The 23,847-nt window shown below is 44.6% G+C and carries 22 protein-coding genes and 1 riboswitch; of the genes, 3 read left to right on the top strand and 19 right to left on the bottom strand.

Translation table 11 applies throughout. The features are described 5' to 3' along the window. Positions 1–222: 222 nt before the first annotated feature. Entirely contained in the window at positions 223–441 is a 219-nt protein-coding gene (locus NE665_RS04375; protein ID WP_256302461.1) for a hypothetical protein, read from the top strand. 109 nt (positions 442–550) lie between these two features. Here NE665_RS04375 and NE665_RS04370 read toward each other — a convergent pair whose 3' ends face one another. The 8 genes from NE665_RS04370 to pta form a co-directional block, all read right to left on the bottom strand. Continuing rightward, positions 551–2,440: an ABC transporter ATP-binding protein gene (locus NE665_RS04370; RefSeq protein ID WP_117442884.1), complete on the bottom strand. Its 1,890-nt coding sequence runs from the start codon at positions 2,438–2,440 to the stop codon at positions 551–553. After that, a complete protein-coding gene (locus NE665_RS04365; RefSeq protein WP_117442883.1) occupies positions 2,430–4,169 on the bottom strand; it encodes an ABC transporter ATP-binding protein in 1,740 nt (579 codons plus the stop codon). Before NE665_RS04365 ends, NE665_RS04370 begins: the two co-directional genes overlap by 11 nt. Before the next feature lie 53 nt (positions 4,170–4,222). Further along, positions 4,223–4,651, bottom strand: a complete 429-nt coding sequence (locus tag NE665_RS04360; protein WP_117442882.1) for a MarR family transcriptional regulator — start codon at positions 4,649–4,651, stop codon at positions 4,223–4,225. Positions 4,652–4,869: 218 nt separating this feature from the next. Beyond that, complete coding sequence (locus NE665_RS04355) at positions 4,870–5,940, bottom strand: glycosyltransferase (protein ID WP_117442881.1); 1,071 nt, start codon at positions 5,938–5,940, stop codon at positions 4,870–4,872. A gap of 33 nt (positions 5,941–5,973) precedes the next feature. Further along, positions 5,974–6,912, bottom strand: coding sequence for a collagen-like protein (locus NE665_RS24745; protein WP_117442880.1), 939 nt, complete (start codon positions 6,910–6,912; stop codon positions 5,974–5,976). Between the two features lie 87 nt (positions 6,913–6,999). Beyond that, a complete protein-coding gene (locus NE665_RS04345) occupies positions 7,000–8,106 on the bottom strand; it encodes a patatin-like phospholipase family protein (RefSeq protein WP_233104539.1) in 1,107 nt (368 codons plus the stop codon). A 244-nt stretch (positions 8,107–8,350) separates the two neighbouring features. Further along, the gene (locus NE665_RS04340; protein ID WP_117442878.1) at positions 8,351–8,605 is read right to left on the bottom strand and encodes a hypothetical protein; all 255 of its coding nucleotides are present in this window, start codon (positions 8,603–8,605) and stop codon (positions 8,351–8,353) included. Positions 8,606–8,848: 243 nt separating this feature from the next. After that, positions 8,849–9,823, bottom strand: coding sequence for a phosphate acetyltransferase (gene pta / locus NE665_RS04335; protein ID WP_117442877.1), 975 nt, complete (start codon positions 9,821–9,823; stop codon positions 8,849–8,851). A 358-nt stretch (positions 9,824–10,181) separates the two neighbouring features. Continuing rightward, positions 10,182–10,279: riboswitch (THF riboswitch) on the top strand. Positions 10,280–10,340: 61 nt separating this feature from the next. Here pta and NE665_RS04330 point away from each other — a divergent pair. Continuing rightward, positions 10,341–10,892 (top strand): folate family ECF transporter S component, encoded by a 552-nt coding sequence (locus NE665_RS04330; protein ID WP_117442876.1) that lies wholly within the window; start codon positions 10,341–10,343, stop codon positions 10,890–10,892. 462 nt (positions 10,893–11,354) lie between these two features. On the opposite strand, the gene NE665_RS04325 is transcribed toward NE665_RS04330, so the two are convergent. From NE665_RS04325 to NE665_RS04275, 11 genes are all read right to left on the bottom strand, one after another. Next, positions 11,355–12,047 (bottom strand): DUF554 domain-containing protein, encoded by a 693-nt coding sequence (locus tag NE665_RS04325; protein ID WP_117442875.1) that lies wholly within the window; start codon positions 12,045–12,047, stop codon positions 11,355–11,357. 37 nt (positions 12,048–12,084) lie between these two features. Next, complete coding sequence (locus NE665_RS04320; RefSeq protein ID WP_117442874.1) at positions 12,085–13,254, bottom strand: amidohydrolase; 1,170 nt, start codon at positions 13,252–13,254, stop codon at positions 12,085–12,087. A gap of 36 nt (positions 13,255–13,290) precedes the next feature. After that, on the bottom strand, positions 13,291–14,523 hold the full coding sequence (locus NE665_RS04315) for an MFS transporter (protein ID WP_178759833.1): 1,233 nt from the start codon (positions 14,521–14,523) through the stop codon (positions 13,291–13,293). A gap of 15 nt (positions 14,524–14,538) precedes the next feature. Beyond that, positions 14,539–15,705: an amidohydrolase gene (locus NE665_RS04310; protein ID WP_117442873.1), complete on the bottom strand. Its 1,167-nt coding sequence runs from the start codon at positions 15,703–15,705 to the stop codon at positions 14,539–14,541. Positions 15,706–15,969: 264 nt separating this feature from the next. Next, a complete protein-coding gene (locus tag NE665_RS04305; protein ID WP_233104540.1) occupies positions 15,970–16,788 on the bottom strand; it encodes a MerR family transcriptional regulator in 819 nt (272 codons plus the stop codon). A gap of 67 nt (positions 16,789–16,855) precedes the next feature. Continuing rightward, the gene (gene msrA / locus NE665_RS04300; protein ID WP_117442871.1) at positions 16,856–17,362 is read right to left on the bottom strand and encodes a peptide-methionine (S)-S-oxide reductase MsrA; all 507 of its coding nucleotides are present in this window, start codon (positions 17,360–17,362) and stop codon (positions 16,856–16,858) included. Between the two features lie 172 nt (positions 17,363–17,534). Then, positions 17,535–18,449, bottom strand: a complete 915-nt coding sequence (locus NE665_RS04295; protein ID WP_117442870.1) for a PfkB family carbohydrate kinase — start codon at positions 18,447–18,449, stop codon at positions 17,535–17,537. Between the two features lie 188 nt (positions 18,450–18,637). Next, on the bottom strand, positions 18,638–20,437 hold the full coding sequence (gene recQ, locus NE665_RS04290; protein ID WP_117442869.1) for a DNA helicase RecQ: 1,800 nt from the start codon (positions 20,435–20,437) through the stop codon (positions 18,638–18,640). Continuing rightward, positions 20,434–21,672: a folylpolyglutamate synthase/dihydrofolate synthase family protein gene (locus tag NE665_RS04285; RefSeq protein ID WP_117442868.1), complete on the bottom strand. Its 1,239-nt coding sequence runs from the start codon at positions 21,670–21,672 to the stop codon at positions 20,434–20,436. The genes recQ and NE665_RS04285 overlap by 4 nt, the downstream gene beginning before the upstream one ends. Then, positions 21,669–22,328 (bottom strand): uracil-DNA glycosylase, encoded by a 660-nt coding sequence (locus NE665_RS04280; protein ID WP_117442867.1) that lies wholly within the window; start codon positions 22,326–22,328, stop codon positions 21,669–21,671. Before NE665_RS04280 ends, NE665_RS04285 begins: the two co-directional genes overlap by 4 nt. Positions 22,329–22,495: 167 nt before the next feature. Continuing rightward, positions 22,496–23,518, bottom strand: coding sequence for a transposase (locus NE665_RS04275; protein ID WP_233104548.1), 1,023 nt, complete (start codon positions 23,516–23,518; stop codon positions 22,496–22,498). Here NE665_RS04275 and NE665_RS04270 point away from each other — a divergent pair, their 5' ends adjacent. Then, on the top strand, positions 23,519–23,743 hold the full coding sequence (locus tag NE665_RS04270) for a hypothetical protein (protein WP_233104550.1): 225 nt from the start codon (positions 23,519–23,521) through the stop codon (positions 23,741–23,743). It abuts the gene before it with no gap. Positions 23,744–23,847: the final 104 nt, after the last annotated feature.

The following is a 23,847-nucleotide window of genomic DNA, read 5'->3' as shown; positions in this document are numbered from 1 at the left end:
TTACTTACTTCTACCTATTTGAAACCCTTTCTAACGCTATATTTATGCTCTGTATAGACTTCTGTAGAAGAAAGTTCCACATTTTTTATTCGCCTTTTGAAAGTGGAATTTAACTTTTCACTTCAGCTGACGATACAAACAATCAACGATTTTAAAAATAAATTTATCAACACTAACTATGCATTTTTTACCGATATATTCACTAAGCCAATCTGGGGTGACATGGGCGAAGATACCGCCTCCATCACACTGACAGTGATTGAAAACACTTGGCATCTGCACTTCATACGTACCCAAAGCGGTGAGCCATATCCATTAAGTGACACCGTATGTAATGTAATTGATGAATACGAAAAGGATTTAACCGACGAAGAAGTATTTGAATTCTTAGCGCATCACAATATCCTGAAGGAATTTGAGGACGCTGTATCAAAGCTTTAATGTCTTCAATCTATACAAAAAAAAACGAATACAATACTATAAAGACTGCCTGTCAAAGAAAATTTATTATTCTTCAAACAGACAGTCCTTTTTCATTTCAAAACACTACCTAATCCAGCTCCAATCCCCCGGTATACAGCTGATAATACGTTCCCCGCTCCTTCATCAGCTTCTCATGATTTCCACGCTCAATGATCTTCCCCTGATCCATCACCATAATCACATCGGAATTTCTGATTGTGGATAGCCGATGCGCAATGACAAACACCGTTCTTCCCTCCATCAGCTTATCCATACCATCCTGCACAATTTTCTCGGTACGGGAATCAATCGAGCTTGTTGCCTCATCCAGAATTAGAACTGGTGAATTCGCAAGCGCTGCTCTGGCAATCGACAACAGCTGTCGCTGCCCCTGAGAAAGAGAAGCGCCATCTCCGCTGATCACCGTATCATAGCCATGCTCCAGATGCCGTATAAAGCCATGTGCATTCGCAAGCTTTGCCGCCGCAATCACTTCCTCATCCGTTGCAGTTGCCTTGCCGTATCGGATATTATCCCGAATCGTACCGGTAAACAGATGTGTATCCTGCAATACGATGCCCAAAGACCTTCTCAGATCATCCTTCTTAATCAGCTTGATATCAATGCCATCATACGTAATCGTCCCCTTTTGTATATCATAGAATCGGTTGATCAAATTGGTGATTGTGGTTTTCCCTGCACCTGTAGCACCGACAAAGGCTACCTTTTGGCCACGCTCAGCGTACAGCTTGATGTTATACAGAATCTGCTTATTCTCATGATAGCCAAAATTCACATCATCAAATATGATATTTCCAACCAGAGGAACATACTGCACAGCCCCATCTCTTCGCGGATGCCGCCACGCCCATTTCCCTGTCGGCACCTCACTCTCAATCAGCTCACCGTCAACCTCCTGCACATTAGCAAGCGTTACCAGACCATCATCCAGCTCCAGACCTTCATCCATCAATGCAAAGATGCGGGAAGCACCTGCGGATGCCATAATAACGGAATTTAACTGCTGGGATATCTGCGTAATCGGCATAGTGAAGGATCGATTCAGCTGCAGGAAGGATGCAAGACCTCCTAGAGTCAGACCACCGATACCATTGATAGCGACCAGACCGCCGAGCAATGCCGTCAATACATAGGATATATTCCCCAGATTTCCCATGACCGGCATCAGGATATTTGCAAATTTATTCGCCTGATAAGCACTGTCAAACAGCTGCTCATTCACCTGATCAAAGCCATCCTTTGTTTCCTGCTCATGCGTAAACACCTTAATGACCTTCTGCCCGCTCATCATCTCTTCAATATAGCCGTTCACAACACCGAGATCGCTCTGCTGGCGTTTGAAATAAACAGCACTCTGTCCTGCGATTTTAGACATTGCCGTCTTCATGACGATTACCATAACCACGACAATGACCGTCAGATAAAGACTCAGCACACACATAGAAAGAAAGACACTCACGACAGTAATCGCGCTCGACAGCAGCTGTGGAATACTTTGTGAAATCACCTGCCGCAGTGTATCCGTATCATTCGTATACACGGACATGATATCCCCATGATGATGTGTATCAAAATAGCGAATTGGCAGCTTTTCCATATGCGCAAATAAATCATCACGTATCCGCTTCATCGTCCCCTGTGCCACATTGATCAAAATTTTGGCATACAGATATGTCGAAGCAATGCCGCATGCATAGATGGCAGCCATAGTACACAATGCCTGAAACAGAGGTCCGAAATCAGCCGGTCCGCTGGATGCCAGAATTGGTGCGATATAATCATCAATCAGACTTTTCAGAAACAGGGAGCTTGCCACCGTTGCCAGAGAACTGATGATAATGAAAATCAACACAAAGAAACAGGAAGCCTTGTAATTGTGAATGACATAACCACACAGACGCGTCAACACCTGCATGGAATCGCGATCCGCTTTGACCTTGTTTTTCTTAATCTGCATCCTCATCACCTCCCTTTACCTGTTGTGTACGATAAACCTCCTGATAAATTTTATTCGTCTTTAACAGCTCCGCGTGCGTTCCAACGCCGTTGATTTTCCCGTCATCCAGCACCAGAATCCTGTCTGCATCCTCAATGGAGGAGATACGCTGCGATATGATCAGCTTTGTAATATCCGGGATATCCTCACAAAACGCCTTTCGTATCAGATAATCTGTCCGTGTATCCACAGCGCTTGTGGAATCATCCAGAATCAGAATCTTTGGATTCTTCAGTAAAGCTCTGGCAATACAAAGACGCTGTTTCTGTCCTCCGGAGACATTGCTTCCACCCTGTTCTATATGCGTATCATAGCCGTCCGGAAACCGCTGGATAAATTCATCCGCCTGTGCAAGTCTGCATGCCTGCAGCATTTCCTCATCACTCGCATTCGGATTTCCCCAGCGCAGATTATCCTTGATCGTACCGCTGAACAGCACGTTATTCTGTAATACCATGGATACCTGATTTCGCAGTACATCCAAATCATATTCCTTTACATCAACGCCGCCAACGCACAGACTTCCCTTTGTCACATCATATAAGCGTGGTATCAGCTGTACAAAGGAGGACTTTCCACTTCCTGTTCCTCCAAGTATCCCGATTGTTTCTCCGGAGCGGATATGCAAATCAATATCCTCCAGAGAATCTGCTTCCTGATCCGCACTGTACGCAAAGCTGACATGATGAAAATCAATCGAACCATCCTTCACCTCGGTAACAGCCTGCGTAGGAGAAACAATATCACTCTTTTCATCCAGTACCTCATCAATACGCTGTACAGACGCAAAGCTCATGGACAGCATAACAAAAATCATAGACAGCATCATCAGTGACATCAGGATATTCGTCGTATAGGTCATCATACTCATCAGCTCACCGGTTGTCATGGAACCACCGACAATCATTCTTGCCCCCAGCCAGGAAATTGCAAGGATACTGGCATACATGGAAAGCTGCATCGCCGGAGAGTTGAAAATCAGAATATTCTCTGCTTTTTTAAACATGCGGTAAATATTGTAGGACGCCTTGTTAAACTTTGAGATTTCATAATCCTCCTTCACATACGCCTTTACGACACGCATATTCGTGATATTTTCCTGTACACTTGCATTCAAATCATCATACTTGTTAAATACCTGCAGGAAAATTGGATGTGCAAATTTCATAATAAAAATCAACACGATTCCCAGAAAGGCAATCGCATACAGAAATACCATGGACAGCTCGGCATTGATCACGAATGTCATCGCCATGGCGCAAATCAGTGTCAGTGGAGCACGCACACACATGCGCAACACCATCTGATAAGCATTTTGTATATTGGTAACATCTGTCATAAGACGGGTAACCAGACCTGCTGTGGAAAACCTGTCAATATTGTGAAACGAGAAATCCTGAATATTATAGAACATCGCTCTGCGCAGATTCTTGGCAAAGCCTGCAGATGCATAGGCTGCACATTTCCCCGACATGGCACCGCAGAATAAAGAGCCGAAGGCTGCCGCAATCATAAGGAGTCCATATTTTGTCACTTCCGTCATATCGCCCTGACTCACGCCTTTATCAATGATAAAGGACATCAAAAACGGCAGTGAAATTTCCAGTACAACTTCTCCCACCATGAAGATCGGAGCGAGAAAGGAGGATTTCTTGTATTCTTTTACTTCCTGTAAAATTCGTTTGATCATCGTTGTCATCTCCTTTTCGATAGCATGCTATGTATTTTGTGATAAGAAAAGCATCAGCTTTTCTGATGAAGCATTTTCAGAAGGCAGCTCTGCATACATGCGATTTCCTCATCATTTAATGCAGAAACGAGTTCCTCTTCATTTTCCTTGAATTTTTTTCTGAGAATCTTATCCAGCTCCAGGGCCTGTTCACTGACCACAATATTCTTCACCCTCGCATCCTTTGCACTTGCGACACGATGAATCAGTCCCTTATGCTCCAGACGATTGAGAATACCGGTTACCGATGGATTGGAAATGTCCATTGCTTCCTCGATGTCCTTTTGATGTACCTGTTGATGACGCTCTGTAGCCTTAAACAGATAAATCAGCGTGAAGGTCTGGGAAGCGGTTAAATCAAATTCTGCAAAAATAGTATTCAGCTTTGCCTGATTCATCAGAAACACCTGCTTGATGAGATACCCGATATGATATTCTGCCATGCTTTCACCTCACACCTCGTCAGCTAATATATAGCACGCTATGAATTATACACCTGCTTTCCTTCCATGTCAAATGCTTTCCCGTCTGTCTGCCGCCTCGTTCTCACTATGATTTCTTACCTATAGGATTTCCTCCTGCTTCTTTTCCATCCTTACGGCGATGAAAGCATTCTGGTTTTCTACAGCATTCTATTAAAAAAGAATACACCCTAAATTCACTAGGATGCATTCCCGAAAAATTTTCGATTTTGTTGTACTGCAGTGCTGTCCGGCTTGTATCTGCCTGCAATGTCATTATAATGCATAGATGCCTGTCGGTCATGCAGCTGCCAGTAGCAGACACAGAGCTGAATTGCCGGAAGATAACCATAGCAGTCAACACGGACAAAGGCTCCACTTTTGTCATCGCGCGTACGATGCAGTGCTGTTTCATACCAGAACACCGCTTCCTTCCAGCGTTTTTCATCAAAGAAGTATTTTCCGATATCACAGCAAAGCTCTGCTCTCGGTGCATCATACTGAAAGCTTCTTAGATATGCCTGCAGCATCTCATCCTTCTGCTGCAGCGCACTGTGACAGTAGCCCATCATTTCACACGCATCAATGTTGTTTTCCACCCATCCCTGCTTCTCATCCAGAAAGGTTTCAAACACCTGCAAAGCTTCATGGTAGCGTGCATGATAGTACAGCTCTCTTGCATAATAGAACTGTTCCCTTGCATCCAGCTGCTTCCCTTCTGCCAGTAGCTTTTCAAAGATGCGAAGATTACGATCGGGATCATTGACATGCAGCTTGCGATGTGTAATCGCAATGTCCTCATACTGCACCATGCCTGTTAATGGTATCACCTCATGAATGACGCCGCTCCAGCGATGCTGCATTCGCCGGTTCATCAAACGCTCGCGATAATAGGAAAAGGTAGGATTTCCCTTATCATCAAACGCTGTATGATATTTCATCATTACGATGGAAACCTCCGGCTGCAGTCGCTGCTTCAGCTCCACGAGCTGTTCCTGATCCTCCTGCAATATTACATCATCCGCATCCAGCCACATGATAAAATCCTGTGTTGCCTTAGAAAAGGAATAGTTTCGTGCTTTGGAAAAATCATCGCACCATGCAAAATCGTAAATTTTGTCCGTGAAATCGGCAGCGATCGCCTTGGTTTTATCTGTACTACCGGTATCCACAACAATGATTTCATCCGCAAAGGAGGTAACACAGGCAAGACAGCGAGCCAGAACCTCCTCCTCGTTTTTGACAATCATGCAAACACTGATTCCCGCCATACATCGACCCCTTTCCCTATCCGGATTCCATTATCAATTGATCTGATAAACGATTAAATAAGCATTGACTGTATTGTTAAAGCTGCATACGTTGACTCCCTGGGCAGTATCACTGACCATACGCAGACTGTCTCCCTCACCTAACTCGACAATACAGCTGCCCTGCACAAAGCTTCCTTCACATAGCATCGGTATTCTGGATTCCTCGATGATCATCGAACTGTTCAGCTCCAGAGCAACAGCATCCCCTTCACAGGGCTGTGAAGCAAGCAGACAGCCGAACTGCACCACATAGGTACCGGCATGTCCCGCAATGACACTTTGATAGTCATCAGAAATCGTAAATCCACTTTGAATAGAGCCTACATCAAATACAAAGGCATCCTGTGCACAGAACTGCTTATCTGTAAAGGACTGAAGACTGACAGAAGCAAATTGTACAAGCGGTGCAGATTCTCCGGCTGGACCGGTTGCCCCCTGTGGTCCCTGTGGTCCCTGGGCTCCGGTTGCCCCTCTGGCTCCCGTTGCGCCACGCTCACCTGGCATTCCCTGCGGACCCGTTGAACCAGTAGGACCCTGAACGCCCGCTACCCCCTGTGGGCCGGTATTCCCCTGCGGACCACGTAAGCCCTGCAGGCCTTCCCTTCCCTGCGGTCCCTGCAGACCTCTTGGTCCCTGCGGACCCCTAGGACCTCTTGGACCCATAGGACCGGTAGGTCCAATTCCCGGATACGGGCGTGGCGGACGCGGCGGACGGTTGCAGCCACAGCCGCAGTCACAGGCAGAACCACCGTCACCATCGCAGTCGTAATATTCCTGTGCAAAGCCCTGCTCATCTTCTACAGCGCGATTATCGTCAAAATCCCGATCGCATCTGCAGCCACAGTCCTGCTCGGCTTTTGGCTCATCAAATCCACGGTAGGAATCGTAGTCGTCATATTCGCAGTTATCGTCATATCTGTTTCGATACATAGCTATTCCCCTTTCAAGAGCTTTTCTTTCCTTACTCACTTCACTATATGCGCAACCGGGCATTTGTGTTAGTGAAAATGCACACACTTAGGCGATATTCCCAAAACATGACAGTGTTGCTCTTGCAATTTCATACCCATGCTGCAAAATAGCATCGAAATCAGCTGACGATACCTTTTCCAGTGTCGTCTTATAATCTGCAACCCGCTGGACCTCCGCTTCCTTCATACTGCTGCTGATCCATGCATCCCTTTGTTCCTTTGGCAACGCACAATGCTGCATAATTTCCTTTACCGTCGTACCGATTTTCAAATAAACACCATTGTGATACCTGCGGAAGAAATCAATCACCTCCTGAGAACGTAAGGATTCCACCTGATCCATATTGATATCCAGCAGCCGTTTGAGATTTTCGATGGAGAAAGAATATTTTCTGGTCTTATGCTCAATGTTACCAGATGCATTGGAAACGATTAGGTAGTTGATATTCCTACGCAGACCGCCATCCTGTTCGGTTGTGAAAAGTGGGTCCAGCCCCATATTATCATAGACACCGCCATCCCAAAGATGCAGCACCCGATCCCTCGGCCGGACTGTGATCGTTCCGGTAGCATCCGTCCAGATATACTTGTCTGTTTTCAGCTTGTAGGGACCAATGAGCACCGGAAATCCGGCACTTGCCGCAACAGCATGTGACAATGCAAAGGACGGGCGCATGACATAGCTGGAATCCCGTTCCCCCATCCTTGCACTGGTAAAACGGAAATCCTTCCCCGATTCATAAGCGGTCGTATTGATTGTCCATGCCGGACAGATTGCGATATCCTGCAGACAGCCCTTCACTGCCCAGCGCTGTTCCATCACCTTCGCCAGAAGATTGACCTTTTTATCCCAGTAATAGGGCTGCAAAAACAGACGAAGCAATGCATGCCACTGAATATCCTTCTGTGTGATACATTTCTTAACAGCCGGCAATACCCGTTCCAGAAACTGTGTATCGCTTGGCCATTGATTGGCATTGCAGGCATAGATCAGCCCCATACAGATACTGGCACCGGATACAGTCGAAATATGGGAAACCCTGTCCATAAGCTTCTGTTCCGCAAGAAACCGCAGTACCCCCAGATGATAAATCGCTGCACGCATACCGCCGCCGGACAATGCCAGTCCTATATACATTTGTTCTTTTTTCAAATTTTCACCCTTACTAACGTATGCAAAACAGACGGCTGCAGTACCGTCTGTTTTCGTATGGAGTGATAAATGCTTCTAAATCGCTTCCGATTTCATTTTTCCAGAATGAAGAGCTGTTTGTATTTCTTCGTATACGTATCATCAGACAACAGCTGTTTTTTACAGCATTCGCTTTACACAGCCATTCCTTCAAGAACTGGGTTTTAAGTATATGAAGCTTGGGGATGATGGAGAAATCGGAACATCAAAAAACGCGCAGCGCTTCCTGAATAACATGCAATGCCCTTTGCTCATCCTGTTTGTTTACGTAGAGGTGATACATGGCATCACTGTGTCGTGAATCCTGAGCAACAGCGCAAGCTCCATGATTGACTGCCGCAAGATTTTTTATTTTCAATGCGTAGACAATCCCTGCTCCCTGTAATGCATAGCGGGCTTTCGCAAGCCGCTCCATATCGTTTGTCAGCATGACTTCTTTTCGATTCCATATAGCAATCACCGTAGACCGCCTCCGATCCTCTTTCCTTTATTATATCCTTTTGATTCACCTATGTATATATACAGAAGAGCTTAACTATAGCTTCCTGCATGCCTTATAAAATCCTATGGAATTATGGAAAACAAAAAAAGAGATGCCCTCTTCTATTGCATTTCAACAGAATAAGGAATCTCAATAATTCTCCTGCAGCTCGTCATCAGCGTCTGCATGGGGATATACCTTATGATTTTATGATAAGACTGCTTAGATATCCATGTATTTCTGTGCAGCTGTTACAATGGCCATCTTGAAGACCTCTTCCGCATTACATCCACGGGATAAGTCATTGATTGGTGCATTCAGCCCCTGCAGAATAGGTCCGATTGCTTCATATCCGCCCAGACGGGATGCAATCTTATAGCCGATATTTCCTGCATCAATATTCGGGAAGATGAAGGTGTTGATGTTACCGGCAACCTTAGAATCCGGTGCCTTCAGCTTAGCAACCTCAGGAGCAACTGCACAGTCAAACTGTACTTCACCTTCAACCGCAAAATCCAGAGGCATACGCTTCAAACGGGTAGCCGCTTCATTTACCTTCGCAACGCTGGAGCCCTTTGCGGAGCCCAGTGTGGAATAAGACAGCAGTCCGACTCTTGGCTCAATGCCGAACTGACGAACGGTATGAGCGGTCTGCAGCGTGATTTCAACCAGATCATCTGCACTCGGATCGATATTGATGGAACAGTCTCCCATAACCAGATTTTCTTCGCCATCCTTCATCAGAATAAAGCAGCTGGAAACGATGGAGTTCCCCGGTCTTGTCTTAATCAGCTGCAATGCAGGACGTACCGTGTCTGCTGTTGAGTATGTAGCACCACCAAGCAGACCATCAGCACAACCAAGCTTTACATACATGGTACCAAAAAAGTTTCTGTGCAGACATGCTTCTCTTGCCTGTGCTTCATCCAGCTTACCTTTACGCAGCTCGATTACCTTTGTTACCATCATATCCATATTCTTGTATTCAATAGGATCCAACGTTTCAATGCCTTCAATATCCCATCCGTTTGCTGCTGCAGCACCAGCTATTTCCGCACGGTTACCCAGCAATACAGGTACTACGATATCTTCCTTGTGCAGACGGATTGCTGCTTCCAGAATACGCGGGTCAGAACCTTCCGTAAATACAATACGTGTTCCCTTCCCCTTGATTTTTTCAATTAATGTATTGATCATAAAAAATCCTCACTTTCCTTGCCATATTTTATTATACACCGACACTTTGCATAAAAAAAGGAAATTTTCACAAATCAATGATTTCACAAGTGAAAATACAGAATCACAAGTATTCCGGCATTCTTTACATATATACAGGGCTTCACATCCGATATCTATGCAAGCTTCATAAATTTATCTAAACTTGTAATTCCGCCACTTCCCTTGTATATAAAAAAGCTTTTTTCACAATCTCGTACATCGTTTATAAACAAATCCTGCTATTCGTGTTCCATTCGGATGCCATCTGTGCTTTGTTCCTGTAGTTCTGAAAAAAACACTTGTAATTTTATTCGTGCTGCTCTATAATCTACCCATAAGCAGAGTAGATCAGGAAGCGTTAAGTACCATCTGAACGGGGAGTTGTCAGACGGGCGAAAAGTTTATCTTGCGGTTTCCTGGTCGCATCCCGCTGTTGCATGAGAAAACTTTTCTTATCTCTTTTCTATATGCAATATCGGAAAGGAGGTATTTTTTTATGAACTTTGCGAAAGAAATCACCGGGCTTCCCGGTTTGATGAAAACAAGCGCAGAACAGCTGCGCAAGGTTCCCGCACTTACCGGAACCGCCATGCTGACCGCATTGAATGTTGTGGTTGGCACACTGTTCATCCCCATAACACCAACGCTTCGTATTGGATTTTCCAGTATTCCGGCTGCTGTATGCGGCATGTATTACGGACCGATCTGTACGGGCTTTGCCGGTGTCATTGCAGATACGCTGAAATATATCATTCGACCTGACGGTCCCTACTTCCCGGGATTTGCTGTCAACGAATTTTTAACCGGAATGATATATGGGTGCTTCTTCTATAAGAAAAAAATCACCCTTCTCAGAGTGATCATTGCCAGAGCCTGCATCACCGTATTTATCAATCTGATTCTGACATCGCTATGGCTGAACATGATGTACCAGAGCCCGCTCTTTACCATGGTGCGGCTGATTAAAAATGTGGTGATGTTTCCTGTGGATGTAGCATTGCTGTATGCAGCGCTCAAGGGTGCAGAAAGAGTACGCAAAGCTGTCTAGCTGTATGTGAAAATTGAATAAGCCCTCCTGCATGCAGAGAGGCATTGTCAAGACTTTATCAGCTATTCGCTGTACCGGTAGAAAAGACAAGAAACACCTGTCTGTTTTTACGAGATACAGCCCGCAATAGCGAAGAAGTCTTTTTTATAAATATCATACATGGATTTGGCTGTTTGACAATGCAACAAAGTCATTTGAGCGGCTACTAATCGCATCGGACATTTTCCTGAGGTTAATAGCTTTCGCATCTGCGTAATCACAAAGTCATCAATTTTAAGATAAGATGTGCTTCAAATGCTACTTATTCGCTTATGATCCAACATATACAAAGTCAACTGTATGCCACATAGAGCATCCCTGTATCATAAGCATAGTACCGCAGTATCAGTTTCACATATGTGAAGGTTCACAAGTACCGAAACTAACATCGTAAGACACTGTTCGTTTTCGGCAGTAGCTCTTCTACCATCCAACAAATCCTGTCACAAGCAGATAATATACAAGCGGACCGAGCAGTGCCGGCAGAAAGTTAGCTGCCTTCAGCCGCAAAATCCCCAACAGGTCAAGAGATAACGCGAAGATCAGAAGGGAACCAATCGCTGATATTTCATTGATGACAGAGGGAGTAAGCAGCGGCTGCAAAACACCTGCCAACAGATAGATCACCATTTCATACACGAATACAAAGGGACCTGACAGCATAACGCTGGGACCGTATATTGCTCCATAAATCAAAGAGCTGCATGTATCCAGAATAATCTTAAAGGAAAGAATGGAGGCATCCTGCTTCAAGCCGATATCCAATGGTCCCACGATTGCCATGGAGCCAACGCATTGTATCATAAAAACCGTGATAAAGCCTTTCACAAAGGATTCGTCCGCATGCCTGAATCTGGATTTTAATAGCTCCCCCAGCGTATTGAATTTGCAGTCAAGATTCATACCTGTCCCAATAACAGCGCCTATAACACAGCTGATAATCATCAATACGGAGTTCTTTGTTGTAATTGCTCCCTGTATGCCCACAACAGCTATACACAGATTTGCGATAATCAAAATAGCGTTCACCTGTTCTCTGTTGATGAATTTCTTTACATATCTGCTCAAAAAGCCGCCGGCTTCTATTCCAATCATATTCATAAAAATATACAGCATACGGATGCTCCCTTCTTTCCCTTATTGTTTGCGTACTTTATTTCAGATAATTTAATACTGTTTGCACCTCTGTTTTAACACCGTTTACCATCGCTTCCTCTCGAATCATAAATTTTGGATTATGATTCGCAAAGCCGCAGCCCTCCTCTGCGGTTCCCCCGCCCAGCTGTACGAAGCATACAGGGGCAATCTGGCGATAGTTTGAAAAATCCTCGCTCGCACTGGTCAAAGGCGCTTCATACACATATTCCTCACCGAGCACCTGTGCAGCACTCTCCATCACCAAACGGGATACAGCAGCATCATTGATAACCGCTGCATAGGCAAACTGATAATCAAGATCATACTCTGCCCCATAGACCTTGCAGGTGTGCTGTATGATATCCTTTACATGCACAGCGATTTTCTGCCGGGTAGTTTCATCAACCGTTCGGATGGAGGCACTCATATATGCCTTATCCGGAATGATATTCGCTGCTTCTCCTGCCTGAAATTCCCCAACACTAATAACAGCAAGCTCTCCCGGTGTCACCATACGGGATACGATTGTCTGCAGCTGGGTGATGATCTGTGTGCCTACAATAATCGGATCAATGCCATTTTGCGGCATAGACCCATGACTCCCCTTTCCCTGAATATGCAGGAAGAAACCATCCGCCGCAGTTGTTGCGGCACCACTGGAATGGACATGGATGCTTCCGCAGGGAAGATTTGGAATGATATGCAGTCCAACAACCGCATCAGCATCGTCAATGCATCCACTATCAACAATTGCCTGGGAACCGCCGGGATTCAACTCCTCTGCATGCTGAAAAATCAGCTTCACCGTACCATGCAGGGTATCCCTCATCTCATTCAGCACGTTTGCTGTCGCAAGCAGCATAGCAGTGTGCGTATCATGTCCACATGTATGTGCAACCTGCTTTACCGTAGAGGCAAAGGGCAGTCCGCTTTCCTCCTGCATCGGCAGCGCATCCATATCCGCACGAAGTAATATGGTCTTTCCTTTCTGTGTACCGCGTATAATAGCCAGAACACTGGTTTCTGTCGGATGCTCTATTTCGATATTTCCAAAAGAGCGAAGTGTCTCTTCCACATAGGCACTTGTATGGTATTCTTTAAAGGATAGCTCGGGATTCTGATGAATATGGCGTCTCCATCGTATCATATCCTCTGTGGGTATTTGTTGAAACCATGATTGCTTCATAGCATTGACCTCCTATCATATTTAACTTGCTTTCGATTATGCTTCTGCTTTTTTAAGCTGCTTCTGCATTCCCTGCTTTTTTTCTGTTTCCCTAAGCTGTGCCGGTTTTTTCACAAGGAGAGCCAGTCCTCCGGATATCACCATACAAAGCGCCAGTACAAGAAAGGAAACGACATAGCTTCCGGATTTCGCAAAGGCACTGACAATCTGCGGGGATATGATTCCTCCCAGAAATGCTCCGATATTCAAAACGGCAAACGCAGAGCCAATGATCTTCCTCGGAATCAGCTGATACGGTACAGCCAGCATCATAGCGAAATCACCGATATACAAAGCAGCAATGGCCAGCTGATAAAGCGGTGCCGTGATAAAGATTACCAGGCATACAGCCGTTAAAACGGATGCCCAGAAAATAAAGCTCAGCTCCTTGTTTTTAAAGTATTTTGTCAATATGATGCCGCTGGAGGCCATGGCTATCGTCATAATGACATAAAAGCCAACCATCACGGTACTCAGCATTGCAGGATTCTCAATATTAAAATTAACGTGGAATACATTCGGCAGCCAGAACATCATAGCAACACCAACGAGATTACTGAATAAGACAGCACCTGCCAGAAGCAGGGTATTCCTGTTTTTCCATGCATCGAAAAATCCAATGTGCTCTTTTTCCACAGCTTCACTCCCCTGTACAGCCGGCATTTCCTTTTTATGCTCTTTCAAAAAGATAACGGCCAGAAGCAAAGCAACCATATAACCGATTCCAAGAAACCAATATGCATGGTGCCAGTTGGTATTGATTATACTTTCTCCCACTGTACTTGCCAGAATGCCGCCAATACCTGCGGTAGCGACCACAAAGGATTGAATTTTTGCACACTGGTCGGCCTCAAAGCTGTCACTTATGATTTTAGGTGCGCCATTCGTATAACCTGCCTGTCCGAAGCCAACCATAAAGCGCAGCAGCAAAATGGCAAATAAGGAGCTGACAGTTCCAAACAATAAGGAAAACACCATAAGCACCGCCAGAGATATAACAACGAATTTCTTATAGCCAAATCTGTCAACCAGCCAACCGCCGGGTATCGTCACCAGGATAAAGCTGACATAGAAGACCGATGACAGATTGCCCATCTGCGCCTTCGTAAAGCCATAGGTGCTGATCAATTTATCAGCAGTAAATCCGATCATGCTCTTATCCAGATTTGCAAATATTCCAATCAGGAAGATCACACCAAACACGATCCATTGTTTTTTTGTTAGTTTCATAATTCTCTCTCCTGTCTATTTCAAAAAATTCTTAACAGCCTGCAGCTCTGTTTTAACACCACTGATAAAGGCTTCCTCCTGAATTCTGAATTTCGGATGGTGATTGATATAGCCGCAGCCATCCGCTTCCTCTCCGCATCCCAGCTGGAACCAGCAGATGGGAGCTATTTTCCGATAATATGCAAAATCCTCACTCCCACTTGACATAGCTGCTGGATACACCTTGTCTTTTCCCAGCACCTCAGCCCCGCTGTCCATCACAAGCTTTGCGATTGCTTCATCGTTTATGACAGGTGGATAAGAAAAGATATAATTCAAATCCGGCTCTGCACCATAGACCCTGCATACATGCTCAATAACCTGCTTGACCTTTTCGGCAATCATTTGCCGGGTATCTTCCTTGATCGAACGTATGGAAGCACTCATATAAGCCTTGTCCGCAATGATATTCGGTGCCTCCCCGGCCTTAAATTCACCAATGGAGATGACAGCATTTTCACCCGGTGTTACACAGCGGGATATAATCGTCTGCAGCTCCTGTATGATTTGAGTTCCAACAATTATGGGATCGATACCATTTTGCGGCATGGAGCCATGGCTTCCTTTTCCCTGTATATTCAGAAAGAAGCCATCCGCAGCACAGGTTGCCGCTCCCTTGGGAACAACATGAATGCTGCCTGTTGGTAGCTGTGGAAATACATGCAAGCCGATTACTGCATCTGCATCATCAATCATACCGCTCTTTACAACGCCCAATGCACCACCTGGTGCCACCTCCTCCGCAGCCTGAAATATAAATTTCACTGTTCCCTTCAGCTCATCTCGATGATTGGACAGAACCTTGGCTGTTTCCAGCAGTATTGCTACATGGGCATCATGTCCGCAGGTATGCGCTGCTTCGATCTTCGATGCAAAGGGCAATCCGCTTTCCTCCCGCATAGGCAATGCATCCATATCCGCACGAAGCAATATAGTTTTTCCGTTTTCTTTTCCCTTTAAGACACCAAGCACGCTGGTATCAGAAGGATGCAGCACATCGATATGCGAAAAGGATTTTAATTTTTCCTCAACAAACGCCGCTGTTTTCTGTTCATGAAAGGACAACTCCGGATGCTGATGCAATTCTCTTCTCCAGGAGATCAGCTCCTGTTCATTGATTTCAGATATCCATGATTTTTCCATGGAAATACGCCTCCTAGTGTTCCTGTTTATCGGAACACCGGTATGATAAACCTTCAATGTAATGTAAAGTCAATGCATTTCATGAAATGTATGAAATTCGTATTTTTGTTTACAAAATGTTATGCAGGGAACTGTTTTTCTAGCTGTCGCTATCTTTTTCACTATAGAAAAAGCATTAACTGACAACGTTACAGCTTAAAACGTAGAACAATTTTCTGTTTTGATAAAAAAAAGCAGAAAGCCGCTTTAGACTTCTGCCATAATTTATGATGCTGTTCGTTTTTCATACGGTACCCATACCAGATGCGATATCAGATATTCCATGTCCTGCCCCCATCTGGCAAAGATGACTCTGGATATGCTTTCACCGGTAATTCTCAGGTTTTGCTGCTCTGCAAATTCCAGCAGCATCCTGGTTTCCTTTGTCATGTCACTGTTGGGCGTTGCCTCGTAATAAAACACGATTGCCGGACAGCTTTTATATAGCTTTACAATTTCACTTTCCCGAATCCCCAAAAATTCTGCAGTCTTCTGATCCAAACAAAAACCAAAATCAAATGCACGTTCAAAATTTATCATTGTATCCAGCTGTGTGGATCCGGACATGAAGGGAAGATCGGCATATTTCAGCCAGCGTACCAATTCCTTCTGTACCTGCTCATCAGTAATCAGCTCATGGTTTTTCTGATAATTTAACCGGTACAAGGCCGGTCTTTGTCCCAGAAAGCAGCCTTGCCTTGCATTTTGAGCCTGAAGCATACAGTTGATGGTTGTATGGATGCTGTTCAGCTTCAGATTCAGATGAAAAGCCTCATTCATCAAATCCTGTTCCTTATTCTCCAATGACATTTCCACAGCCTGCATGCTTTCTTCTTCCATGATTTCACGGACTTCTTGCAGTGTATATCCATATTTCTGATATTTTTGCAGGTTCAGTAAATGGTTAATCTGAATGATGTCGAAATAGCGGTAATTAGATTCTTCCTTATAGGGGCGTATCAGTCCTTTTTTCTCGTAATTGCGAATTGTTTCCGTGCTGATGCCGAGCATTTTTGCTATTTCTCCAATTTTGTAGGTTTTCAAGCTGTATTCCTCCTGAAGTTCTCCCCTCATTATAACAGTTTTTCATTCACGCAGATAGAACGGAAATTCATTTTGGTCTGATTGATGCTGCCGCAAGGATTTTTTGTCTGGATATATGACAATATCCGCCTGGATTTTTTTTGAGATATTCCTGATGATACTCCTCCGCAGAATAAAAGCTCGTCAAGGGCTTCATTTCTACAGCAATCGGTTCCCGATAGCATTTTGCCAGCTCCTGCAGGGAAGCCTCGATTACCGGCTGATCCGCTTCATCTACATAGTAAATACCTGTTCGATATTGTTCCCCGATATCATTTCCCTGACGATGATAGCTTGTCGGATCAATGACGTCATAGTATAAGGATAAAAGGAAACGCAGTGTAATCACGGATGCATCATATTGAATATGCAGAGCTTCTGCATACCCGGTGGTGCCGCTGCAGACCATTTCATAGGTTGGGTTTTCCACATGTCCGTTCGCATAGCCGACCTCTGTTGCCATGATACCGTGCAGCTGTTCAAAATATGCCTGCATTCCCCAAAAACAGCCGCCTGCCAGATAGATTTCTTTCATATTACACCTCCGATACAGCTTTGTGACAGCTCAATTCACATACTTACATAATGTTTATACCCCATACTCATTCTGCAGTTAGGATACTAGTTACATCTTATCATCTTCCACATTGGTTATAAAAAAGCAGAATCAACAGGTCGCTTGAAAACAATGAGTGCAGACTATATGGCTATCGCAAGATAAGAGTACTGCACTGCTCATTCAGAAACCTGTTCACAGCAGCCTTTGTAGGAATGGATGTCTGTCCTCCCAGAGTCTGTACAGAAATCGCACTGGTTGCGGAAGCAATTATCAGTGCATCCTGCAGTGGATAGTTCTTATGAATACAGTATGTAAACGCGCCATGGAATATATCACCGGCTCCGGTCGTATCCACTGCCGATACATTGAAGGCCTCTATATGGTGTATCCCCTGCGCATCCTCATACAGTAATCCCTGATCTCCCAGCGTAACAACGATATGTCCTGAATTTAGTGCATGCAAGGCATCAAAGGTCTGTCTCCAGCTGTTTTCATCCTGTATGGATACCTCGATATTGCTGAACTGTCTTGCATAATCCTGAGAACAGACGAGATAGGTTACCTTTTGGGCAAGTACGCTCGATTCCTCGTGAAAGGTTCCTGCATCCATTACACTATCAATTTCCGGATAACGGCTGAGTGCCTCCAGTGACGCCTGCAGCTCATGACCGTCCAGTAAGAGAATTTCTGCCTGCTCGGGATAATGAAACTCCAGCTCCCGCTGAATACCTGGACAGTTGAATATGGTACGATATCCGTTAAAGGAATTGGCGATAATAGCACTGACCGGTGTTGAAAAGCCTTCATCCTCCATAAGATATGCTGTATCAACCCCTGCCTCCTTTAAAACTCTACGGATTTCAGCGCCGTAGAAATCTTTTCCACATCTGGAAATCAATACGGTTTCTGCATCCCACAGGGCACACAAATATGCCGCATTCGCTGCTGGTGCGCCAATACAGGAGAATGGCTCCATTATCCGATATTTCTGATTTTCTATCAACGGCTCCTGTATGGGAAATGTCAAATCATAGGCACACTGACCAATACATATGATACTCATCGCAATATCCTCCTTCTATCATGAACTCATCGTGATGCTATAACCATGATATCATAATCATGCCGCTTTACAAGTACAGCGGGTTGAATTGTCATTCATCTTTATGAGGAGAACGGTATGTTACTGATAAGATTCATCATTTGTAAAAAACACCTGCGTTTTTTTATAACCGCAAGGTGTTCAGGACTTTATGAGTCAAAGGATGCGATGACCTTTAAAAAGGCTTCTCCGTACTTATCATATTTCACTTCACCGACACCGCTGACCTCCAGCATTTCTTCTCTTGTATGCGGTACCTTCGCACACATATCATGCAGTGTCTTATCAGAGAAAACCATGTATGGAGGAACATGGGCTTTTCGTGCCAGCTGGGAACGGCAGATTCTCAGCAATTCAAACAATCGGTTATCTCCGCCATATGTCTGTGCTACAGGTGTCTGCACCTGCTTTTCCTTGACGATTTTCATCATGAGCGGCTTCCCTGTATGAAGCAGCTCCTCCTGATCTATTGACAGGATGGAATAGCCGTCTTCACTCTGCTTCAGGATGCCCTGAAATAGCAGATGTTGAAGAATTTCATAGAGATGATTGCGTGAGCTGTCCTTCAATGCCCCATAGGCTGGGTTTCTATCCAGATGATAGCTTTTGATTTTGGCGTTCGCACTGCCCTTAACAATATCTACTATCATCGTTTTCCCGAAGCGTTCTCCGCTGTGGCGGATGCATTCCACAAGACGGGATGCTTCCATACGGATATCGCATTCCTCATATTGTGTCAGACAGTTTGAGCAGCTGCCGCAGAAGCCATCGCTTTCCTCGCCAAAGTATTTTAACATGTAATGACGAAGACAGCTGGGAATCGTACAATAGAAGGTCATGGATTTCAACCGCTCCTTCTCCTTTTGCTGCAGCTCCATGCGAACAGCCTCTTCCATATCCTCATGACCGCTTCCCTGTTCAATCAAAAACTGATTCAAACGGACATCCTTGCCGCTGTATAGCAAGATGCAATCAGCCTGTTCCCCATCACGGCCAGCTCTCCCCGCCTCCTGATAATAGCTTTCCATATTTTTAGGCATATTGAAATGAACGACAAAGCGCACATTGGATTTATCAATCCCCATGCCAAACGCATTGGTTGCGACCATGATGGTTTTTCTATCATAGATGAAATCATCCTGATTATTCATACGCTCTGCATCGCTCAGACCGGCATGATAGCGCGTCGCCGCAAAGCCGTCAGCGCATAGATGATCACAAACCTCCTCCACCGTTTTTCTCGACAGACAATACACGATGCCGGCATCCTCCGTATGCTGTTTCACATAATGCAGAAGTGCCTGATATTTATCCTTCGGCTTTTCCACAGCAAAATACAAATTTTTACGGTCAAAGCCTGTCGTTATGGTATAAGGGTCCTTCATATCCAGCAGCTGAAGAATGTCTTCCTTTACCTGTGTGGTTGCCGTTGCAGTAAACGCAGAAACAATCGGGCGCTGCGGCATTTCCTTTAAAAATTCCCGAATCTGTAAATAATGCGGTCGAAAATCCTGCCCCCACTGGCTGACACAGTGTGCTTCATCCACACATACCATGGAGATTTTCATCTCTTTGGCAAAGCTTAAAAAATCATCGCTCATCAGTCTTTCCGGTGCTACATATATGATCTTATAGGTATATCCGCGAGCAAGAGAAAGTGCCTTGCGATACTGGGCATAGGATAAGGAGCTGTTTAAATACGCTGCACGAATACCTGCTTCGTTTAAGGTTCCCACCTGATCTTTCATCAGAGAAATCAAGGGGGAGATAACCAGTGTAATTCCCTCCAGCATCACGGCCGGAACCTGATAGCAGATAGATTTGCCGGCCCCGGTTGGCATGATTCCCAAAACGTCATGGTGCTCCAGAATATTTGTTATCAGCTCCTGCTGACCTTCCCGAAAGCTTTCATAGCCAAAATATTTTTTTAAAACCTCTGCTGCCGTCATACTGCATACCCTTTCTTAATCAGATATTTCCGTACATCGCTAATAAAATACAGAGATCCTGTAATAACAAGAGGTCTGGCTTTTTGTAATGCATACGGAATTGCCTGCTCATAGCTCTCCATCAGATGTATATGCTTTCTTCCCTTTAGCAGCTTTACATCCAGCGCACGTTCATTATAAAACGGCACAACAAGGATTTCTTCACATACCGTTTCCAGCTCCTGCAGCATCGCTTCAAAATTCTTATCCTTCAACACAGAAAACAGTACCTGCACATCCTCCATCTGCTTCAGAGTTTCGCAAAGCGCATGGATTCCCTCCGCATTATGTGCACCGTCCAAAATGATGAGAGGCTCCTTTGAAATTGTTTCAAACCGTCCGATCCAGACAGCCTGATGCAAACCTGTTCGCAGCTGTGCTTCTGTAAGCCGAATATGCCCCTGTCTTTGCAGATATGAGCATACCTCAATCGCAAGTGCAGCATTTCGACACTGGTACCTTGCTTTTCCATATAAGGCAACATCCTTTAAATTCCCATAATCAAAGGACAACCCGTCAGCTGTTTCCTGTATATTGGAAATTTCCCCTGTCTTTATACATTGGGCATGAGCCGAAGCGGTATGCTTCTGAAACACCTGCAGACAGCACTCCTTATCCTCTGCAGTGATCAAATCAATGTCTTCCTTCACAATTCCAGCCTTTTCTCCTGCGATTTTTTCCAGCGTATCACCGAGAAATTCCATGTGATCCATTCCGATATTCGTAATCACCGACACCAGCGGCTGCAGGATATTGGTCGCATCCTTTCGACCGCCAAGCCCTGTTTCAAACACGCAGAAATCCGCTTGTTCCTCCAGGTAATAGAAGACCGCAATGCACATATCGATTTCAAACATACTGAGGTCCCATTCCATCCAGCTGTCGTAAAACCGGTTGGTAATTTCAAGAAACGCATCCTCTCTTATATCCTGATCATTGATCCGAATACGATCCAGATGGGTAATCATAAAAGGAGATGTGAAGCTTCCTACCTTGTAGCCGGCTGCCTGCAAAATACTGCGTATATCATTTGTCGTACTGCCCTTGCCATTCGTTCCGGCGACATGTATGCTTCGTAAACGATTCTGCGGATTTCCTAGGGATGCCATATACTGCTTAAAATGGTCAAGTCCATAGCCTCGATTTTTTCTTTGTTCAATGATGGCAATCACATCCTCTGCTTTCTGAAATCTCATTCGCTCAGCCTCCAGTCGATCGGAGTTCTTCCCATTTCCTCTAAATATCTGTTCACAGTGGAAAACGGCCGGGTGCCAAAAAAGCCTCTGGATGCGGATAACGGGGATGGATGTGCAGACATCAGGATGCGATGCTGGCTACCGGTAATCAGCTCTGCTTTTTTCTGTGCATGGCTCCCCCATAGTACGAAAACAATTCCCTTTTCCTGCTCATTCAAAGCTGAAATAACCGTATCCGTAAAGATTTCCCAGCCCTTTTTCTTATGTGATGCCGCCTGTCCTTCCCGTACGCTCATAACCGTATTCATCAGAAAAACACCCTGCTTCGCCCAGTCTATCAAGCATCCGTGAGACGGTGCATCAATATTCACATCACTCTTTAATTCCTTGTAAATATTCTTCAGGCTGCGTGGTATTTGTACACCCTTTCGGACAGAAAAACAAAGTCCATGCGCCTGATCTGGTTGATGATATGGATCTTGTCCAAGTATTACCACCTTCACTGCTTCAAAGGGGCAGCTTGTGAAACAGGTGAATAAATCCTCCCTTGGAGGATAGATTGTTTTATGTGCATATTCCTCATCCAAAAACTGCATCAGCTTCTGGTAATATTCCTTTTGTTCTTCCTGCTGGAAGAGTTCTTCCCATTGCTTCATGTTTTATCACTTCCTCAAACGGTATAATCATACCATAATTAAAGGAGAGGTAACAGTACCATTCATTTAGTGAACTACCGCCAGCTATAGAGCAAGCGGCTTCTAATGAAAGCATGCGCATTCATCAAAACGTTTTGTTCGTGTTCAGATACACGTAACTGGTACGTTCACAGTACCTCTACGAATCGCTCTCGCTTTGGCATACATGGATATACTTTTCGTATGATATTGCTTGCTCCATTGACATCGGCATTCATTAGAATGCCGTTTTTGCTTCTGTACAATCCTCGCTTGATTCTTTTCCCTGTGAAGGTGTGCGTTACATCCTTTCCATAGACGGGTATTTGATCCTCGTCTATGGAACTAGCCTTTGATGTATAACTTTCTTCACAGACCACGACTCTGATTCCTGCCGCTTCTCCTTTGTATTTGATCATTTCGATCAGCGTACGAAATGGTATCTGAACAAATGTCTGATTGTTCTTCTTCCCCATATGGATACGCTTCTTCCAACCCGCATTATTTCCTACTACGATTACTTCAATCCCTTCCTTCTCACATAGATCTATTATTTTTCTTGATGCTTTGTGCAGGATATCCTTTACACGTCGATTTCGCTTTTCGCTGATACGTTTCATTCGTTTTGTTTGATGGATGCCTTTGCTATCCTTCTTTCCGATTCTTAGCAGTGAGCGATAATGTGCGATCTGTTTGTTATAGAATTGATTGACTGCCTTTATTTCATTTCCTTTTATCAGCACAGGGTGGTGCCCACTCGTAAACGCAATTGCTGTCAGATTATCGACACCAATATCTATACCGGCTACTCTGGTTGCCTCATGGATTGTAATTGTCGGTTCCTTGATTTCTATCTCGCATACGATTTCAAGCTTGATATTGTCTCCATTGGGAATCAGACGTACTTCCTTCAGCTTCTGTTCATGCAGATCCATCTTACCAAGATCATATCGGTCACGTACACATCCTGCCTGCAGCACTGCCTTGGGAAATTTTACATACCATCCATGTTTGTCTTTTCTCAGTTTGCATATCTGATTGGTAAAGATCAAGGGTTTATAACCGCCTTTATCTGCATATCGAGGGATATGAGGGACTGCTTCATATTTGTCAGGATGTGCTTTGTAATCCGCTAAAGCAGCAAAAAAGCTTTTCCAGTCACGATACAGCATATGCAATACGTTCCGATTTGCTTGCGCAGGAAGAGCACGGTAATCGATCTGGTCACGCAATTTGAAAAAACCATCCAGATGCTGCATGGAAACAAAGCGATGTTCATGATCAATGATGTGGAATGGTGTGCTATGATGCTTTTGACGTATGACATTCAATTCATCAACGACACCATTGAGTTCTTCCAGGACCTGTATCTCATGTGGAAAGCGATCCTCATTTGATTTGATGGAAGCACTGTACGCATTTCTTATATAGAACGAAGCAACGTTGTACAGATTTTTAGCACGATGTGTAGGAGCAGAAAAGCCGGGGGTTTTGTGGATGA

Origin of the sequence: Clostridium sp. DFI.1.208 (assembly GCF_024463855.1) — a bacterium.
Lineage (GTDB): Bacteria > Bacillota_I > Bacilli_A > Erysipelotrichales > Erysipelotrichaceae > Clostridium_AQ.
This window is presented reverse-complemented; position numbering and strand designations above follow the sequence as displayed.

Coding starts and splice junctions, on each gene's coding strand:
- NE665_RS04375 (WP_256302461.1), top strand. CDS start 223: ATGGGCGAAGATACCGCCTCCATCACACTGACAGTGATTGAAAACACT.
- NE665_RS04370 (WP_117442884.1), bottom strand. CDS start 2,440: ATGCAGATTAAGAAAAACAAGGTCAAAGCGGATCGCGATTCCATGCAG.
- NE665_RS04365 (WP_117442883.1), bottom strand. CDS start 4,169: ATGATCAAACGAATTTTACAGGAAGTAAAAGAATACAAGAAATCCTCC.
- NE665_RS04360 (WP_117442882.1), bottom strand. CDS start 4,651: ATGGCAGAATATCATATCGGGTATCTCATCAAGCAGGTGTTTCTGATG.
- NE665_RS04355 (WP_117442881.1), bottom strand. CDS start 5,940: ATGGCGGGAATCAGTGTTTGCATGATTGTCAAAAACGAGGAGGAGGTT.
- NE665_RS24745 (WP_117442880.1), bottom strand. CDS start 6,912: ATGTATCGAAACAGATATGACGATAACTGCGAATATGACGACTACGAT.
- pta (WP_117442877.1), bottom strand. CDS start 9,823: ATGATCAATACATTAATTGAAAAAATCAAGGGGAAGGGAACACGTATT.
- NE665_RS04330 (WP_117442876.1), top strand. CDS start 10,341: ATGAACTTTGCGAAAGAAATCACCGGGCTTCCCGGTTTGATGAAAACA.
- NE665_RS04325 (WP_117442875.1), bottom strand. CDS start 12,047: ATGCTGTATATTTTTATGAATATGATTGGAATAGAAGCCGGCGGCTTT.
- NE665_RS04320 (WP_117442874.1), bottom strand. CDS start 13,254: ATGAAGCAATCATGGTTTCAACAAATACCCACAGAGGATATGATACGA.
- NE665_RS04315 (WP_178759833.1), bottom strand. CDS start 14,523: ATGAAACTAACAAAAAAACAATGGATCGTGTTTGGTGTGATCTTCCTG.
- NE665_RS04310 (WP_117442873.1), bottom strand. CDS start 15,705: ATGGAAAAATCATGGATATCTGAAATCAATGAACAGGAGCTGATCTCC.
- msrA (WP_117442871.1), bottom strand. CDS start 17,362: ATGAAAGAAATCTATCTGGCAGGCGGCTGTTTTTGGGGAATGCAGGCA.
- NE665_RS04295 (WP_117442870.1), bottom strand. CDS start 18,449: ATGAGTATCATATGTATTGGTCAGTGTGCCTATGATTTGACATTTCCC.
- recQ (WP_117442869.1), bottom strand. CDS start 20,437: ATGACGGCAGCAGAGGTTTTAAAAAAATATTTTGGCTATGAAAGCTTT.
- NE665_RS04285 (WP_117442868.1), bottom strand. CDS start 21,672: ATGAGATTTCAGAAAGCAGAGGATGTGATTGCCATCATTGAACAAAGA.
- NE665_RS04280 (WP_117442867.1), bottom strand. CDS start 22,328: ATGAAGCAATGGGAAGAACTCTTCCAGCAGGAAGAACAAAAGGAATAT.
- NE665_RS04275 (WP_233104548.1), bottom strand. CDS start 23,518: ATGCTGTATCGTGACTGGAAAAGCTTTTTTGCTGCTTTAGCGGATTAC.
- NE665_RS04270 (WP_233104550.1), top strand. CDS start 23,519: ATGCAATACGTTCCGATTTGCTTGCGCAGGAAGAGCACGGTAATCGAT.